14 protein-coding genes, 2 tRNA genes and 2 other RNA genes are annotated in these 17,533 nt (G+C 61.3%); 9 read left to right on the top strand and 9 right to left on the bottom strand.

Annotation, left to right across the window (positions count from 1 at the left end; translation table 11 throughout):
* Positions 1-22 precede the first annotated feature (22 nt).
* Positions 23-3,166 carry a multidrug efflux RND transporter permease subunit SdeB gene (gene sdeB, locus AAIE04_RS05360; RefSeq protein ID WP_498576624.1) on the bottom strand — a complete coding sequence of 1,048 codons (3,144 nt, stop codon included), beginning with the start codon at positions 3,164-3,166 and terminating at the stop codon, positions 23-25.
* Positions 3,167-3,190: 24 nt separating this feature from the next.
* On the bottom strand, positions 3,191-4,378 hold the full coding sequence (sdeA, locus tag AAIE04_RS05365; RefSeq protein ID WP_435981390.1) for a multidrug efflux RND transporter periplasmic adaptor subunit SdeA: 1,188 nt from the start codon (positions 4,376-4,378) through the stop codon (positions 3,191-3,193).
* A 296-nt stretch (positions 4,379-4,674) separates the two neighbouring features.
* On the opposite strand from sdeA, the gene AAIE04_RS05370 reads away from it, so the two are divergent.
* A complete protein-coding gene (locus AAIE04_RS05370; RefSeq protein ID WP_019455813.1) occupies positions 4,675-5,031 on the top strand; it encodes a helix-turn-helix domain-containing protein in 357 nt (118 codons plus the stop codon).
* A gap of 72 nt (positions 5,032-5,103) precedes the next feature.
* Here AAIE04_RS05370 and AAIE04_RS05375 read toward each other — a convergent pair whose 3' ends face one another.
* From AAIE04_RS05375 to AAIE04_RS05395, 5 genes are all read right to left on the bottom strand, one after another.
* The gene (locus tag AAIE04_RS05375; protein WP_498576625.1) at positions 5,104-5,799 is read right to left on the bottom strand and encodes a hypothetical protein; all 696 of its coding nucleotides are present in this window, start codon (positions 5,797-5,799) and stop codon (positions 5,104-5,106) included.
* Positions 5,800-5,945: 146 nt separating this feature from the next.
* A non-coding RNA gene (locus tag AAIE04_RS05380) (RtT sRNA) lies at positions 5,946-6,065 on the bottom strand.
* Between the two features lie 46 nt (positions 6,066-6,111).
* A tRNA-Ser gene (locus AAIE04_RS05385) sits at positions 6,112-6,201 on the bottom strand.
* Positions 6,202-6,508: 307 nt separating this feature from the next.
* Positions 6,509-6,629: non-coding RNA, RtT sRNA (locus AAIE04_RS05390), on the bottom strand.
* 46 nt (positions 6,630-6,675) lie between these two features.
* Positions 6,676-6,765, bottom strand: a tRNA-Ser gene (locus tag AAIE04_RS05395).
* A 447-nt stretch (positions 6,766-7,212) separates the two neighbouring features.
* Between AAIE04_RS05395 and AAIE04_RS05400 the strand changes: the two genes are divergently transcribed.
* From AAIE04_RS05400 to AAIE04_RS05425, 6 genes are all read left to right on the top strand, one after another.
* Positions 7,213-8,679: a peptide MFS transporter gene (locus tag AAIE04_RS05400; protein WP_498576640.1), complete on the top strand. Its 1,467-nt coding sequence runs from the start codon at positions 7,213-7,215 to the stop codon at positions 8,677-8,679.
* A 126-nt stretch (positions 8,680-8,805) separates the two neighbouring features.
* The gene (gene ghrA, locus AAIE04_RS05405) at positions 8,806-9,747 is read left to right on the top strand and encodes a glyoxylate/hydroxypyruvate reductase GhrA (RefSeq protein WP_074054500.1); all 942 of its coding nucleotides are present in this window, start codon (positions 8,806-8,808) and stop codon (positions 9,745-9,747) included.
* A gap of 90 nt (positions 9,748-9,837) precedes the next feature.
* A complete protein-coding gene (locus AAIE04_RS05410) occupies positions 9,838-10,575 on the top strand; it encodes a phosphatase (RefSeq protein WP_049202798.1) in 738 nt (245 codons plus the stop codon).
* 42 nt (positions 10,576-10,617) lie between these two features.
* Positions 10,618-11,196 (top strand): TorD/DmsD family molecular chaperone, encoded by a 579-nt coding sequence (locus tag AAIE04_RS05415; RefSeq protein ID WP_019455786.1) that lies wholly within the window; start codon positions 10,618-10,620, stop codon positions 11,194-11,196.
* Between the two features lie 158 nt (positions 11,197-11,354).
* On the top strand, positions 11,355-12,008 hold the full coding sequence (locus tag AAIE04_RS05420) for a tellurite resistance TerB family protein (RefSeq protein WP_498576641.1): 654 nt from the start codon (positions 11,355-11,357) through the stop codon (positions 12,006-12,008).
* Positions 12,009-12,076: 68 nt separating this feature from the next.
* Entirely contained in the window at positions 12,077-14,110 is a 2,034-nt protein-coding gene (locus AAIE04_RS05425; protein WP_498576626.1) for a S9 family peptidase, read from the top strand.
* A 35-nt stretch (positions 14,111-14,145) separates the two neighbouring features.
* Here AAIE04_RS05425 and exoX read toward each other — a convergent pair whose 3' ends face one another.
* Both exoX and AAIE04_RS05435 read right to left on the bottom strand, forming a co-directional pair.
* Positions 14,146-14,814 carry an exodeoxyribonuclease X gene (gene exoX, locus AAIE04_RS05430; RefSeq protein WP_490837151.1) on the bottom strand — a complete coding sequence of 223 codons (669 nt, stop codon included), beginning with the start codon at positions 14,812-14,814 and terminating at the stop codon, positions 14,146-14,148.
* Positions 14,815-14,840: 26 nt separating this feature from the next.
* Positions 14,841-15,587, bottom strand: coding sequence for a carbon-nitrogen hydrolase family protein (locus AAIE04_RS05435; RefSeq protein WP_498576627.1), 747 nt, complete (start codon positions 15,585-15,587; stop codon positions 14,841-14,843).
* A 369-nt stretch (positions 15,588-15,956) separates the two neighbouring features.
* Between AAIE04_RS05435 and dksA the strand changes: the two genes are divergently transcribed.
* Together dksA and pip are read left to right on the top strand one after the other, a co-directional pair.
* A complete protein-coding gene (gene dksA / locus AAIE04_RS05440; RefSeq protein ID WP_154746940.1) occupies positions 15,957-16,382 on the top strand; it encodes an RNA polymerase-binding protein DksA in 426 nt (141 codons plus the stop codon).
* 177 nt (positions 16,383-16,559) lie between these two features.
* Entirely contained in the window at positions 16,560-17,513 is a 954-nt protein-coding gene (gene pip, locus AAIE04_RS05445; RefSeq protein WP_498576628.1) for a prolyl aminopeptidase, read from the top strand.
* The last annotated feature ends 20 nt before the right edge of the window (positions 17,514-17,533 follow it).

Below are 17,533 nucleotides of genomic sequence, written 5' to 3' on the forward strand. Positions count from 1 at the left end.
TTTTTGCATTTCAGGATGATGATTACGCCGTCTGCGGCTGCGCTTTGCGCGCCACCAGGCGCCGCAAGGTGACGTAGAACACCGGCGTCAGGAACAGCCCGAACAGGGTGACCCCCAGCATGCCGGAGAACACCGTAATGCCGGTGACGCCGCGCACTTCGGCGCCGGCGCCATGGCCAAGGATCAGCGGGATGGTGCCGGCGATGAAGGCGATGGAGGTCATCACGATCGGCCGCAGCCGCAGGCGGCAGGCCTCCAGCGCTGCTTCGACGATGCCTTTGCCCTGCATTTCCAGTTCGCGGGCGAACTCGACGATCAGAATGGCGTTCTTGCAGGCCAGCCCCATCAGAACGACCAGCCCGACCTGCACGAACACGTTGTTGTCGCCGCCGGTCAGCCACACGCCGAACAGCGCCGACAGCATGGTCATCGGCACGATCAGGATCACTGCCAGCGGCAGCGTCCAGCTTTCGTACAGCGCCGCCAGCGCGAGGAACGCCAGCAGCACCGCCACTGGGAACACCACCAGCGCGGCGTTGCCCTGGGTCGATTGCTGGTAACTCAGATCGGTCCACTGAATGTTCATGCCGTTCGGCAACAGCTTGCCGGCCATCTGCGTCAGCGCGCCCATCGCCTGGGTAGAGGAGAGCACGCGCGGATCGGCGTCGCCGACCAGGTCCGCCGCCGGGAAGCCGTTGTAACGGATCACCGGATCCGGGCCGTAGGTGGTGCCGATGCTGACCATACTGCCGATTGGCACCATTTCGCCCTTATCGTTGCGGGTACGCAGGTTGGCGATGTCTTCCACGCTGTCGCGGAACTGGCCGTCGGCCTGCGCCATCACCTTCCAGGTGCGGCCGTAACGGTTGAAGTCGTTGATGTAAGACGAACCGAGGTAGGTCTGCAGCGTGCTGAACAGCGCGTTGAGCGGCACCCCCTGCGCCTTGGCCTTGTCGCGATCGATTTTGGCGTCCAGCTGCGGCACGTTGGCCTGATACGAGGAGATCGGGAATCCCATTCCCGGCGTTTGCATAATGGCGCCGGACAGGGTGTTGATCGCCGTCTGCAGCGCGCCGTAACCCAGCCCGGCGCGATCCTGCACGTAGAGCGAATAGCCGGAGCCCTGGCCGATGCCGAGGATCGGCGGCGGCATGATCGAGAAGGCGAAGCCTTCCTGGATCTGCGAAATGCGTGTGTTGATCTCGGCGTTGATCTGCGCTGCGGTGCGGGTTCGGGTGCTCAATGACTCCAGCGCGAAGAACACCGTGCCGGTATTCGGCGTATTGGTGAACTGCAGCGCGTTCAGGCCGGGGAAGGCCACCGCATCGGTGACGCCGTCCACGCTCAGGCCGATGGCGCTCATCTTGCGGATCACCGCATCGGTGCGCTCCAGCGAGGCGCCTTCCGGCATCTTCACGCCGCCGATCAGGTACAGCTTGTCCTGCGTCGGGATAAACCCGCCGGGCACGGTCTTGAACATCACGCCGGCGGCGGCCAGCAGCAGCAGGTAGACGACGAACACCGCGCCGCGCCGGCCCAACACGCGGGAGACGCCCTGTTGGTAGCGTTGCGAACCGCTGGCGAAGAAGCGGTTGAACGGCCGGAACAGCCAGCCGAACAGCCGGTCGATCAGGCGCGACGGCAGATCTTTCGGCGCGCCGTGCGGTTTCAGCAAGCGTGCCGCCAGCGCTGGCGACAGGGTCAGCGAGTTGATGGCGGAGATCACCGTCGAGATGGCGATGGTGACGGCGAACTGCTTGTAGAACTGGCCGGTGACGCCGGAAAGGAACGCCATCGGCACGAACACCGCGCATAGCACCACGGCGATGGCGATGATCGGGCCGGAGACCTCGCGCATCGCCTGGTGCGCCGCCGCCAACGGCGACAGCCCCTCTTCGATATTACGCTCGACGTTTTCCACCACCACGATGGCGTCATCCACCACGATGCCGATCGCCAGCACCAGCCCGAACAGGCTGAGGGTGTTGAGCGAGAAGCCCAGCAAATACAGCGCGGCGAAGGTGCCGACCACGGAGATCGGTACCGCCAGCAGCGGAATGATCGAGGCGCGCCAGGTCTGCAGGAACAGAATGACCACCAGCACCACCAGGATCACCGCTTCCAGCAGGGTATCTACCACCGCGCGGATCGAGTCGCGCACGAATACCGTCGGGTCGTATGGCGACTTCCAGCTCATGCCGTCCGGGAAGCGGGTCGCCAGCTCGGCCATCTTGCCGCGCACCGCGTCCGACAGCTCGATGGCGTTGGCGCCCGGCGACTGGAATATGCCGATGCCGACCGCATCCTTGTTATTGAGCTGGGCGCGCAGCGCGTAGCTGCCGGAGCCCATTTCGATGCGCGCCACGTCGCGCAGCCGCACGATCTCGCCGTTGTCGCCGCTCTTGAGGATGATGTTGCCGAACTCTTCTTCGGTTTGCAGGCGCCCCTGGGCGTTGATCGACAGCAGATAGTCGCTGCGCGTCGGCATCGGCTCCGCGCCGAGCTGGCCGGCGGAGACCTGCACGTTCTGCTCCTGCATAGCGCTCACCACGTCGGAAGCGGTCAGCCCGCGCGCAGCGACCTTGTTCGGATCGAGCCAGATGCGCATCGCGTATTCGCCGGCGCCGAAGATCTGCACCTGGCCGACGCCCGGCAGACGGGCCAGCTCATCCTTGACCTTGAGGGTGGCGTAGTTGCGCAGGTACAGCGAGTCGTACTTGCCGGAAGGCGATACCAGATGCACCACCAGCGTCAGCGCCGGGGATTGTTTCTGGGTGGTGATCCCCTGGCGGCGCACGTCTTCCGGCAGGCGCGCTTCGGCCTGCGCCACGCGGTTTTGCACCTGCACCTGCGCCTGATCGGGATCGGTGCCCGGGCGGAAGGTGACGGTGGTCACCAGCACGCCGTCGGAACCGGCTACCGATTTCATGTACATCATGTTTTCGACGCCGTTGATCGCTTCTTCCAGCGGCGTCGCCACCGTTTCAGCGATCTCTTTCGGGTTGGCGCCCGGGTATTCGGCGCGCACCTGTACGCTGGGCGGCACCACGTCCGGGTACTCGCTGATCGGCAGCAGCGGAATGGCGATCACCCCGGCGACAAAAATCAGGATCGACAGCACCGCGGCGAAGATCGGCCGGTCGATGAAAAAACGGGAAAAGTCCATGGGTCAGAATTCTCTGCTGGGGGCTTAGTTGAGTGCGGAAGCGGTGGTGGTCATCGCGACGCTTTTCGCGTCGACCGGCATGCCCGGCATAAACACTTTCTGCATGCCGTCGACGATCACCCGATCGCCGCTCGCCAGGCCTTTTTGCACGATGCGCAATCCTTCGGCCATGCGGCCCACGTCGATGTCGCGGCGCTGCGCCTTGCCGTCTTTATCGACGATATAAACGAACTTGCGATTCTGGTCGGTCATCACCGCTTTATCGTCGATCAGCAGGGCGTTGAACTCGGCGCTGCCGGGCATCTGCACCCGGGCGAACAGCCCCGGCGTGAAGCGGCGCTCGCGGTTGTCGAGCAGGGCGCGCATGCGGATGGTGCCGGTACCGGCGTTCAGCTGGTTATCGGTGAAGTCCACCCACCCCTGATGCGGGGTGCCGTCTTCACCCACCAGGCCGACCTTCACCGGTAAACGGGCGTCGTGCCGGCCCTGCTGTTGATAGCGCAGGAAGGTGGCTTCATCCACGTCGAAATAGACGTAAACCTTGTCGAGCGACACCAGCGTCGTCAACACGCTGGCGCTGTCGCCGGCGGTGACCAGGTTGCCGGCGGTGATCATCGCGCGGCTGGCGCGCCCGTCTATCGGCGCGGTAACGCGGGTAAAATCGAGATTCAGCTGCGCCATGTCGAGCTGGGCCTGCGCCGCCAGCACGTTGCTTTGCGCCTGAGCGGCGGACGAACGCCGCTGTTCCCACACTTCCTGCGAGATGGCCTGGGTGCCGATCAGTTTCTCGGTGCGTGAGGATTCGCTGCGCGCCAGCGCCGCCTGATTGCGCGCCCGCACCAGCTCCGCCTGCGCCTGTTCGCGCGCGGCGCGATAGGTGCGATCGTCGATGGTGAACAGCACCTGGCCTTTTTTCACTTCGTCGCCTTCGGTGTAATTGACCCGATCGATATAGCCGGAAACCCGCGGCCGCAGCTGCACGCTCTGTACCGCTTCGACCCGGCCGTTGAATGCATCCCATTGGCTGATCGGTTTGACCACCACGTTGGCGGCGCTGACCACTGGCGGCGGCGGCGGGGCATTGTGCGCGACGCTGTTGTCGCACCCGGCGAGCAGGGCGGCCAGCAGCGCGACCCCTAAGAGCCGCTGACCCAGAGCGACGGCGCGCGGGCGGCCGCCGGCGTTGAACGATGAGTTTGGTTGATTTGCCATTATTTTTATTCCGATAAGTAAGCGCAGTCCGGCCCCATACCCAGCCCTGTCATCCGGGCTTTCCCTTCTTGCCCACCTGCGGCGGAAGGGGTGTTGCGCCTTGCTGCGGCGCAACGTTAGGTTTTGAAACATATTGGTGTCACATTAATGTATCAATATCGGTTACATTAATTGGGTGGAGTATAGAGGCGGCTTTCTGGTAAATGCAATAATAAAAATTGCATTTAAAGCGAAACTGTTGCAACGTATGTGCATTGGGCAGTGGTTGACCCTGCCGACATGATGGGAGCATCAGCATGAACACGACGGGTTTCATTACCGATTTGAAGGCGTGGATCGACAACAATCTGGAAGAAAAGCTGGATATCAACACCGTAGCGGACCGCGCGGGCTATTCCAAATGGCACCTGCAGCGCATGTTCAAGCGCCAGACCGGCTATGCGCTCGGGGAGTATATCCGCATGCAAAAACTGAAGGTGTCGGCGGAGCGTCTGGCCAACAGCGGCGAACCTATCGTCAGCGTGGCGATCTCGCTCGGCTTCGACTCACAGCAGTCGTTCAACCGCAGTTTCAAACGCCAGTTCGGCCAAACGCCGGGCGATTGGCGCCGCGCGCTGGCGCAGCCGACGGCGATGGGGCGCACGCACCACTGAGCGGTGCGGCAGTGGGGATAAAAAAGCCTGAATTTGCGTTCGGGCTTTTTTGTCTCCGCTAGCGGTGCCGGTTTAAAGCGTGTCGCAACTGCCTGACTTTGCCACCGTATCGCTGTCGCGGCAGAATATGCGAATGGCCTCGTTGAGGGAGTTTGAACGAGAAGGCGTCCAGTAGTTCTCAATGACCAGGTAGCGAACCTTGTGCTGGCGAGAGTAAAGGCCCAGGGCGTCAAATGTGCCTTCAATAGCGGCAAGTAGCGGGTTTGACGAGTTGATTTCATAGTGAATATCAACGATGGCCGCCTCCGGTGCCATCCAGGTGCGATTGGAAAGCGGCGGCACGCGAAACTTTAATGAGGAGTTCGCGGATAAGCGTTGGCCATCAAGCTCTTTGAATTCCGCTGCGGGAACATAACTCTCGTTGCCGCCTGGCAAGGTGAGTCGCCCTTGTTCATCGCGGGTGGCGTACACATCCTCGGTGACTTTATAGATCACTTGTTGGACGTCGGGGGGAATGATGCGGAAGGACTTTATCGTACGATCCGAAGGCGTGTCGTTCGTCAGTTGGAATTCATAGGCTCTTCCGACGGATTGCACAAAAGCTAATGAAACGCTGCCCGCGAAGTACTGATAGGCGGCGCCCAATACAGCCACGAGAATCCCTGAGCCGACCAAAAACGCCGATATTTTCGTCAGGCGGTTATTCGACTTTTCTTTAACGGGGCCGGTCTTTGGCCGCGGGGCATTACCTTTCTTCTTACGCGTCACGTTTCTTCCTTGCATTACGCATTGACTTACCTTTGAGGGCATTATGGTCGACAGCTTGTGTCTCTGTCGAGGATGGCTCCCTCGCGGTGGGTGCGCTGTGCATACAAAAAAGCCTGAACTTTCGCTCAGGCTTTCTCGTTAGAATATGGCGGTGAGGGAGGGATAGATTCACTGCGCTCACCCTGCGGGCCGCCGTTGGCGGTCCAAAACGCGGGCGTTTTGTCGAACCCTGTCGAGGGTTTTCACCCTCCCGGTCAGTGCGCTACGCATACAAAAAAGCCTGAACGTGAGTTCAGGCTTCTTCGTAGAATATGGCGGTGAGGGAGGGATTCGAACCCTCGATACACTTTCGCGTATACACACTTTCCAGGCGTGCTCCTTCAGCCACTCGGACACCTCACCATATTTTTTTGTTGCGAAATCATCGCTGCAACGGGGCGCTACTATAGGGAGTGGGGCCGATCCGGTCAAGAATAATTTCTGTGTTTTTGTTTGTCCGCTCAAGCTGTGCGCACTTTGCTGAAAACTGCGGCGAACGGCAGGGCGGAAGCCATGAAAGAGCGAGAACATCAGGGGTAAGGTTCGTTGATAACCGGCGGAAATGGGAATCACTGTCACAGAGGGTGGGGAGAGGCGCTGTGCCGCCCCTCTCGGCTGTGCACCACGCAAAAAAAAGCCTGGACGCGAGCCCAGGCTTTCTCTTTGAATTTGGCGGTGAGAGAGGGCTTGATTCGCTGCGCTCACCCTGCGGGCCGCCGTTGGCGGTCCAAAACGCAGGCGTTTTGTCGAACCCTGTCGAGGCTTCTCACCCCTCTCGGCTGTGCACCATGCAAAAAAAAAAAGCCTGGACGTGAATCCAGGCTTTCTCTTCGAATTTGGCGGTGAGAGAGGGGTTCGAACCCTCGATACACTTTCGCGTATACACACTTTCCAGGCGTGCTCCTTCAGCCACTCAGACACCTCACCGTTTTGTCATCGATAACGCCTTGCGCTGTCGACGGGCGCTAATGTAGGAGAATCTGATCTCAGCGTCAACCCTCTTATTTCATTCTCATGACTGTTTAGCCAAACTTGCAGCAATTTGCTGATTTACCGAACGATATTCCCACTCTTGGCCGCCGGCGGGCAGGGCAACCAGCGGTCAGAATCCATAAAAGACGATTGTTTGACTTTTTTCTGTACAGATAGCTCAATATGTCGCCATTGAGATGGGGGTTCTTGATGTTATATGCATTAATACTGGATTATTAGTCAGATGTGTCGCTAAATGGAATCATGTCAGCGCGGCGTTTTTGGCAAGGAACATCACGTCGCGGCGCAGATTGCCGGATGACAGGCCGGCGATATCGCAGACAGGGACAGACTCATTACATAATAATGCAGTAGAGGTTCGTTTTGACTCCTTCAGATGCCATGCCGGCGCCGCAAGCGCGCCATGCCATTCCGCCCGGTGCGGGAGCGCTGTTCTTCATCCAGATCTTCGCCACGCTGGGTTTCGCCGTGCTCTACTCTACGCTGGTGCTGTACGCCACCAAGCGGCTGGGCTTCAACGAAAGCAGCGCCAACGCCATGATGGGCGTGTTCGGCGCCTTCAACTATGGTCTGCATATGTTCGGCGGCTACCTCGGCGGCCGTTTCCTCAGCAACCGCAACCTGTTCGTGCTCGGCATGGTATTGCAGGTGATCGGCTGTGCGCTGATTGCCGTCGCGGGCGTGTGGGGGCTGTACTGGGGGCTGGCGATGTTCCTGACCGGCAGCGGCCTCAACGTCACCTGCATCAATATGATGCTCACCCAGCGTTTCAAACCGGACGACGATCGGCGCGAATCGGCGTTCCTGTGGAACTACGCCGGCATGAACCTCGGGTTCTTCGTCGGCTTTACCGTGGCCGGTTATTTCCAACTGACGGAAAACTACCGCGCGCTGTTCCTGTTTGCCACGCTGGGCAACGCCGCGGCGATCATCGTCGCCGTCTGCCGCTGGCGCATTCTGGCGGATCTCAATACGCCGCTGCACGGCGCCAGCCGCAGCCAATACCGCTGGCGTATGCTGGTCGGGCTGGCGGTGCTGGTGGCGCTAGTGCCGATCATCCGCGTGATGCTGACCCACGCCGAGTTCAGCGGCCACTTCGTGATCGTGCTCGGTGCGTTGATCTTCCTGATGCTGTGCGTGGTGACGCTGCGCCACCATCCGCGCGATGAGCGCCGCAGAATGGCGGCCTATCTGATCCTGGCGCTGGGGGCGCTGGTGTTCTGGGCGCTGTATCAGCTGGCACCGATGGGGCTGATGCTGTTCTCCGAGCACAACATCAACCTTAACGTTTACGGCATTCAGGTGGCGCCGCAGTGGATCCAGAACATCAACACGCTGGTGATCGTGGTGGGCGGCCCGCTGCTCGCCTGGTGGTTCAACCGTCTGCGCGCTCGCGGTTGCAACATCGACATTCCGCTGCAGTTCTCCGGCTCGCTGTTCTGCATCGGGCTGGGCATGCTGGTGCTGCCGCTGGGCATCAGCATGGCGGGCGGCGACGGGCTGGTGGCGTTCAAATGGATCGTCATCAGCTATGTGCTGCAAAGCGTCGGTGAATTGATGATCTCGCCGATCGGTTACGCGATGATTGGCAAGCTGGCGCCGCCGCGCTATCAGGGCGTGATGATGGGCTGCTGGATGATGGTGACCGGCGTCGCCTCGGTGCTGGCGGGCTACGTCTCCGGCCTGATGCCGGAAAACAGCGGCAGCACGCCGCTGCAAACCAACCCCGGCTACAGCGAAATCTTCAGCGCGCTGGGCTGGGGGGCGACGGGCGTCGGCGTGGCGATGCTGATCCTCATTCCGCTGCTGCGGCGACTTATCCGGCGCGATGGCCCGTCCGCCGCCTGATTGGCGAGTATGCACAACAGCCCCACTGGTCGGGGCTGTTTTCATTTTGGGCTTTAACGCTTGCATCCGGCGGCGAATCGCGGAAGGCTGGAGGAAAACCAATAAAAACAAACCGGAGCCCGCAGAATGAACATCATTTATTACCACCCCTTGTTTAACGCCCAGGAATGGCTGGCCGGCATCAAGCAGCGCCTGCCGCAGGCTGAGATCCGCGAGTGGCAGCGCGGCGACGAGCGGCCGGCCGATTACGCGCTGGTGTGGCGCCCGCCGCACGAGATGCTGGCCAACCGCCGCGATCTGAAAGCGGTGTTCGCCCTCGGCGCCGGCGTCGACGCCATTCTCGATCAGGAGCGCAAACACCCCGGCACGCTGCCAGCCGGCGTGCCGCTGCTGCGGCTGGAAGATACCGGCATGGCGCAGCAGATGCAGGAATACGCGCTGAGCTATGTGCTGCGCTATTTCCGCCGTTTCGACGAGTATCAGGCGCTGCAGCAGCGGCAGGAGTGGCAGCCGCTCGATCCGCACTCGCTGGAGGATTTCACCATCGGCATCCTCGGCGCCGGCGTGCTGGGGCAGAGCGTGGCGCGCAAGCTGACCGAGTTTGGCTTCAGCGTGCGCTGCTGGAGCCGCAGCGCCAAACAGTTAGACGGCGTGCAAAGCTTTGCCGGAGAGGCGCAGCGCGCGGCCTTCCTCGACGGCGTCAAACTGCTGATCAACCTGCTGCCCAATACGCCGGAGACTCTCGGCATCCTCAACCGCGAGCTGTTCGCGCAGCTGCAGCCGGGCGCCTATCTCATCAACATCGCGCGTGGCGCGCATCTGGTGGAAGCCGATCTGCTGGCGGCGCTCGAGCAGGGGCAGCTGGCCGCCGCCACGCTGGACGTGTTCGCCCGCGAACCGCTGCCGCAGGATCACCCGTTCTGGCGTCATCCGCGTGTCACCATTACCCCGCATATTGCTGCCATCACGTTGCCGCAGCAGGCGATGGATCAGATCGCCGCCAACATTCGCGCGCTGGAGGCGGGGCATGCCCCGGCCGGTGTGGTCGACAGGCAACGGGGTTACTGATCCTTCAGCCGCCGTTCGGTAACTGATAAGCTGTTATCGTCATCGCGCCTGCCCGTACCTTTGCGGGCGGGCCCTCTGGAAGGAGAAACAATGTACCCCGTTGATTTGCATATGCACACCGTCGCCAGCACCCACGCCTACAGCACGCTGCACGATTACATCGCCGAAGCCCAGCAGAAGGGCATCAAACTGTTCGCCATCACCGATCACGGCCCGGACATGGCCGATGCGCCACACTATTGGCACTTCATGAACATGCACGTGTGGCCGCGCCTGGTGAACGGCGTGGGCATCTTGCGCGGTATCGAAGCCAACATCAAAAACCTGCAGGGCGACATCGACTGCACCGGCCCGATGCTGACTGCCACTGACGTGATCATCGCCGGTTTCCATGAGCCGGTGTTTGCGCCGCAGGATAAAGCGTCCAATACTGAAGCGATGATCGCCGCGATGGCGCAGGGAGACGTGCATATCATCAGCCACCCCGGCAACCCGCGTTACCCGATCGACATTCCCGCCGTTGCGGCGGCGGCGGCCAAATACGAAGTGGCGCTGGAGCTGAATAACTCGTCGTTCACCCACTCCCGCAAGGGCAGCGAGGCCAATTGCCGGGCGATCGCCGCCGCGGTACGCGACGCCGGCGGCTGGCTGGCGCTGGGTTCGGATTCGCACGTCGCTTTTTCACTGGGTAATTTCGAGCACTGCGAGCGCATCATCGAAGAGGTGGGCTTCCCGCAGGAGCGCATTCTCAACGTCAGCCCGCGCCGGTTGCTGGATTTTCTCGAGCGGCGCGGCAAGCCGGCGATTGCGGAATTGGCCGATTTGTGACATCGTCCCGGCAAAATTTTCCGTATTGTATAAGGCATTATCATGAATGAGTTTTCCATTGTCTGCCGCGTGCTGGGTACGCTGTTCTATCGCCAGCCGCAGGATCCGCTGTTGGTGCCGCTGTTCGCCTTGATCAAAGAGGGCAAGCTGCAGCAACACTGGCCGCTGGAGCAGGATGACCTGCTGAAGCGCCTGCAGCAGGGTTGCGACGTCAACCAACTGGCGACCGACTTCAACGCGATGTTCGTCGGCAGCGAATGCAGCGTGTCGCCGTTCCGCTCCGACTACGTCGAAGGTGCCAGCGAAGCGGAAGTGCGCACCTTCCTGCAGCAGCGCGGCATGCCGCTGGCGGAGGCGCCGGCCGACCATTTCGGCCAGCTGCTGCTGGCCGCTTCCTGGCTGGAAGATCAATCGCAGGAAGATGAAGCGCAGGCGCAGATCGCCCTGTTCGACGAGTTTCTGCTGCCGTGGTGCGGCCGCTTCCTCGGCAAAGTGGAAGCGCACGCCACCACCGGTTTCTACCGCACGCTGGCGCTGATGACCCGCGATGCCATCCAGGCAATGCGCGACGAGCTGGCGGAGTACGAGCAGGACGACGAAGCGGGCGACGAAGAAGCGTAACGCCGCAGCCCATCAAGGCGGGCCGTCCGGCCCGCCGATCCGCTAAACACAGGTTTGCATCCCCCAGACGTAAATTGACAAAAGATCCCCTAATCTGGCGGTTTACCGTCGGTTCGGCCGCGCCTGCGCGCCGCGCTTTTTCACGCAAGGGGTAGATGATGAAAAGTAACTGGATGCAGCAGATTCAAACGTTGATCGGGCAGAAGGCCGGCGCGATGGGCGGGGCGGAAGGCATCGGCAAGCTGCTGGCGCCCACGGCGCTGGGCGGTCTGGTCGGCGTGCTGTTGGCCAACAAATCCTCGCGTAAGCTGGTGGGCAAGTTCGGCAAAAATGCGCTGATCATCGGCGGCAGCGCGGCGGTGGGCGCGGTGCTGTGGAACAAGTATAAGCAGCGGGTGAAAGAGAACCATCAGGACGAACCGCAGTTCGGTTTGCAAACCACGCCGGTGGATCTGCGCGCCAAACGTTTGGTGCAGGCGCTGGTGTTCGCCGCCAAGAGCGACGGCCATATCGATGCCGACGAACAGCGCGCCATCGATCACAGCCTGGCGCAGCTGCAGGTGGGGGAAGAGGCGCAGGGCTGGGTGCAGGAAGCGCTCGATCAACCGCTCAACCCGGAATTGATCGCCCGCAGCGTGCAAAATGAAGACGAGGCGCTGGAGGTTTACTACCTGAGCTGTCTGGTGATCGACGTCGACCACTTTATGGAGCGCGGCTACCTCGATGCGCTGGCGCAGGCGCTGAAGATCCCGGCGGACGTCAAGCAGGGCATCGAGAGCGAGGTCAACGAGAAAAAGCGCGAGCTGGCGTAGCGGCGCTTGGCAAGCCGGGGGGAATCGTGTCACTCTTGCCGCAATCTATGTAAGCGGATGATTTAGCAATGATGACCCCACCGAAAGCGGAAAAACGTCCTTATCCCATCACCATCCACGGCGACACGCGCGTGGATGATTACTACTGGCTGCGCGACGACGAGCGCGCAGACCGCCAGGTGCTGGACTACCTGCAGGCGGAGAACGCCTACACCGATGCGATGCTGAAGCCGCAGCAGGCGCTGCGCGAAACTCTGTATGAAGAGATGGTGGCGCGCATTCCGCAGCAGGAACATTCGGTGCCTTACGTGCGCCACGGCTACCGCTATCAGACGCGCTACGAGCCGGGTAACGAATACGCGATTTCCGTGCGCCAGCCGCAGGCCGAGAGTGAGCAGTGGGATGTGCTTATCGACGGCAACCAACGCGCCGAGAACCACGAGTTTTACACCCTGGGCGGGCTGGACGTCAGTCCAGACAATCAGCGGCTGGGGGTAGCGGAAGATTTCCTGTCGCGCCGCCAGTACGACATTCGCTTCAAGAACCTGGCCGACGGCAGCTGGGCGGACGAAGTGTTGGAAAATACCTCCGGCAGCTTCGAGTGGGCTAACGACTCCTCGACGGTGTACTACGTGCGCAAGCACGCCAAGACGCTGTTGCCGTATCAGGTTTATCGCCACGTAGTCGGCAGCGATCCGCAGCAGGACGAGCTGATTTACGAAGAGCAGGACGATACCTTCTACGTTGGGCTGGAGAAGACCACCTCCGAGCGCTTTATTCTGATCCACCTGAGCAGCACCACCACCTCGGAGATCCTGCTGCTGGACGCCGATCGCGCGGACGCCAAGCCGCAGCTGTTCGTGCCGCGCCGCAAGGATCACGAGTACGCCATCGATCACTATCACCAGCATTTCTATATTCGCTCCAACAAGGACGGCAAGAACTTCGGCCTGTACCAAAGCGAGCAGGCCGATGAAGCGCAGTGGCAGACGCTGATCGCCCCGCGCGCCGACGTGATGCTGGAGGGCTTCAGCCTGTTCCGCGACTGGCTGGTGGTGGAAGAGCGCAATGCCGGCCTGACGCTGCTGCGCCAGATCCACTGGCAAAGCGGCGAAGAGAAGCGCATCGCCTTCGACGATCCGACCTACACCACCTGGCTGGCGTACAACCCGGATCCGGAAACCGCGCTGTTGCGCTACGGCTATTCGTCGATGACTACCCCGACCACGCTGTATGAGCTGAACATGGACAGCGGCGAGCGGACGATGCTCAAGCAGCAGGAAGTGAAGAACTTCACGCCGGAAAACTACCGCAGCGAGCGGGTGTGGGTGAAAGCGCGCGACGGCGTCGAGGTGCCGGTCTCGCTGGTGTATCGCCAGGACTGCTTCCAGCGTGGCGCCAACCCGCTGATGGTGTACGGTTACGGCTCTTACGGCAGCAGCATGGATCCGGCGTTCAGCGCCAGCCGCCTGAGCCTGCTGGATCGCGGCTTCGTGTTCGCGCTGGCGCACATTCGCGGCGGCGGCGAGCTGGGGCAGCTGTGGTATGAAGACGGCAAGTTGTTCAACAAGCAGAACACCTTCAACGACTTTATCGACGTGACCGAAACGCTGGTCGCCCAGGGGTACGGCGACGGCAAACGGGTGTTCGCCATGGGCGGCAGCGCCGGCGGCCTGCTGATGGGCGCGGTGATCAACCAGGCGCCGCAGCTGTTCCACGGTGTGGTGGCGCAGGTGCCGTTCGTCGACGTGGTGACCACCATGCTGGATGAGACCATTCCGCTGACCACCGGCGAATACGACGAGTGGGGCAACCCGAACGAGCAGGCCTATTACGACTACATCAAGCAGTACAGCCCGTACGATCAGGTGAAGGCGCAGGCATACCCGCATCTGCTGGTGACCACCGGCCTGCACGATTCGCAGGTGCAATATTGGGAGCCGGCCAAGTGGGTGGCCAAGCTGCGCGAGCTGAAAACCGACGATCGGCAGCTGCTGCTGTATACCGACATGGATGCCGGCCACGGCGGCAAATCCGGCCGCTTCAAGGCCTATGAGGATATTGCGCTGGAGTACGCCTTCATTCTGGCGCTGGCGGAGTAACGGCGAACAGCGGGCGGCCTGCGCCGCCTGCTGTGCTAGCCAATCAGATAGTATTTCAGCGTGTGTTTCATGTCCGGGCTCAGATCGTCGATGGATTTCAGCATCCAGCGCAGATAGCCGGGATCTTCCTGGGCGATGCGATCGATCTCCTGCCCGCGATACTTGCCGAATTTGAACTTCTTCAACAGCACCGGTTGTTCGGTGATCTGCACCATTTGCTCCGGCGTCCAACCCGAATCCTTGATGATGCGCTGCAGCAGCGTGGCGGTGACGTAGCAGTCGTACAGTGCACGGTGCGGGTACAGCGTGGCGTCAGCCGGCAGCTGCACGTCCAGGTTCAGCGCGTAGCGCAGATATTGGTTGCCGTACTTGATGTCCGGATACAGCGTGCGCGCCAGCTTGAGGGTGCATATCCAGGCGCCGTTCATCTCCGGCAGCACGCCGCGATCGAAAGCGGCGTTGTGTGCCACATAGTAGGGGCTGCCCTGATAGCGGCCGATCGCCACCGCGATGCGCGGTTTGCCTTCCACCATTTGCTCGGTGATGTGGTGAATCGCCATCGCGTCGAGGCTAATGGGGCGATCCGGGCTGATCAGATCGCTCATCGGGTTGGTTAACTGGCCGTCGAGCAGATCGAGGGAGGCCACTTCCACCACGCCGCCGTCCAGTCCGCAGGTCTCGGTATCTATTACGCGTAACGTCATGCTTTCCTCCGCGTTGCCGTCAGGCTTTAGCTTAACCGGCACAGGCGGCCGTGCCAACCGTCGGCGCTCCTACTCGCGATGACCAGCCCGGGGGCGTCGCCCGGCGCGGCAATCAGGCGCTCTCCCGTTTCATCCCAGATGGCGCTGCGGCCCGCCGGGATCCAGCCGCCGGTCGGTGCCGCATGGTTGGCCATCAGCGTGAGCATGCCGTAACGTCGGGCATAGCCCGCCAGCGCAGCGCTGTCTTTCGCGTAACCCGCTTCAGAGATCAGTACGCCGGCGGCATAAATATGCGCACCCGCCTGTGCGGCGGCACTGGCATGAGCGGGTTGCGAGGTGTCGGCGCAGATAGCCAGCGCGATGCGTTGCTGGTGCATTGCCAGCAACGAGCCGCCCACACCGGGCGAGAAGTATTGCTGTTCCGCGCCGTGCAGATGCTGTTTGGTATAGGTGGCTAGCGCGCCGCTGGGGCGAAAAATCAAGGCGGCGATATACAATGCCGGGCCGCTGCGTAAGGGCGCGCCGACGATGATCGTCATCTGTCGCGCTCGCGCCGCCGCACTGAGCGGCTGCAGGCGGGGATCATCCAGAGTCAGCGCCAATGCAGGCGCCTCGGCCAACTCATAGCCGCTCAGCGACAGTTCGGGAAAAACCAGCAGCTGCACCTGCCGATCGGCTGCCTGCGCGATAAATTCAAGATGACGCTCAAGATTGCAGGCGATATCGGCCGCGGCGGCGGGGTATTGGGCGGCAGCGAGGGTGAAGCGGGGCATCGGCCATCTCTCCTGTAAGGCAATAAAAAACCCGCCTTGGCGGGTTTAATGACGGATGGAAGGACGCTTACTCACCAGACGGATGCGCTTTTTTGGCGCGTTTCTCCGCACGTTTCTCTGCTGGGGTTTTCAACGGCTTCTTCTTCGCATTTTTTTTGCTATCCATTCCCTTACTCATGATGGCCTCTCGTTACCTATGATTGGGTGGCTTGCTCAGCCATTAACCGCCTAAAGCCGGCAGGATGCAAGCGACAAAGTGCGAATTGCTCTTAACCGGCTGTTTGCACGTGAAATTTTGTTTTTGGATGACCGGGTGATAAAAATAATTATTATGTTATAATATTACACTTTTGATGTTCGGAGAACGCAATGACTGTGATGGCATTACCGGATGCGCAGCAACTGCTGGCCATGCCGGATTCTGATTATATGAACTCGGTTCAACGGGCGTTTTTCCGTCAGCTGCTGCAGGATGAGCGGCAAAAGCTGCTGTTGCATATCGATGAGCTGAAGAGCGAGATCGACGGCGGCGAAGCGACGGGCGATGAGGCCGACAAGGCGGCGCGCGAAGAGGATCTGCGCTTGCTGTTCCGCCAGTTGGATCGCGAAAGCCGCCTGCTGCCGAAAATCGATGCGGCGCTGGCGCGTTTGCAGAACGGCGAATACGGCTACTGCCGCGAAACCGGCGAACCCATCGGGCTGGCGCGCTTGCTGCTGCGCCCGACGGCGGAGCTGAGTATCGAGGCGAAAACCGCGCAGGAGATGCGCGAGCCGCATATGCGTAAAAGCGGGTAAGTATCACAAGGCCTGAACTGATCGGGCCTGTGGGCGTTTTGCAAGCAGGTCGTTGTGATTTTGAGCAAACGCGCGCCGAGTTCCCGGCGCGCGTTTGAGTTTTCAGGTTTTACCGTTGACCTGCCGGGCGGCTTCCGCTTTGATGAAAGCATGACTCACAGAGAGACGGAAAGCGCCATGGAACAATTACGAGGTTTGTACCCGCCGTTAGCGGCATACGACAGCGGTTGGCTGGACACTGGGGATGGCCACCGGATCTACTGGGAGCTGAGCGGTAACCCGAACGGTAAGCCGGCGGTTTTCATTCACGGCGGGCCGGGCGGCGGCATCTCTCCGCACCATCGCCAGCTGTTCGATCCCGAACGCTATAAGGTGTTGCTGTTCGATCAGCGCGGCTGCGGCCGTTCCCGTCCGCACGCCAGCCTGGACAACAACACCACCTGGCATTTGGTGGCCGATATTGAGCGGCTGCGGGAAATGGCCGGCGTTGAGCAGTGGCTAGTGTTCGGCGGTTCCTGGGGTTCCACGCTGGCGCTTGCCTATGCGCAGACCCACTCGGAACGCGTCAGTGAAATGGTGCTGCGCGGCATCTTCACCCTGCGCAAGCAGGAGCTGCATTGGTATTACCAGGACGGCGCTTCGCGCTTCTTCCCGGATAAATGGGAGCGCGTGCTGTCCATTCTGTCGGATGACGAGCGCAAAGACGTGATCGCCGCCTACCGGCAGCGGCTGACCTCGGCCGATCCGCAGGTGCAGCTCGAAGCGGCCAAGCTGTGGAGCGTGTGGGAAGGGGAGACGGTTACGCTGCTGCCGAGCCGCGAGTCTGCGTCGTTCGGCGAGGATGATTTCGCGCTGGCGTTCGCCCGTATTGAAAACCACTACTTCACCCATCTGGGGTTCCTGGAAAGCGACGACCAGCTGCTGCGCAACGTGCCGCTGATCCGCCATATTCCGGCGGTGATCGTCCACGGCCGTTATGACATGGCCTGTCAGGTGCAGAACGCCTGGGATCTGGCCAAGGCCTGGCCGGAAGCGGAGTTGCATATCGTGGAAGGGGCGGGGCATTCGTATGACGAACCGGGCATCTTGCACCAACTGATGATCGCCACCGACCGGTTCGCCGGCAAGTGACGCAAAAAACCCGCCGTTAC

This window comes from Serratia sp. Ae19-1 (genome assembly GCF_059801225.1).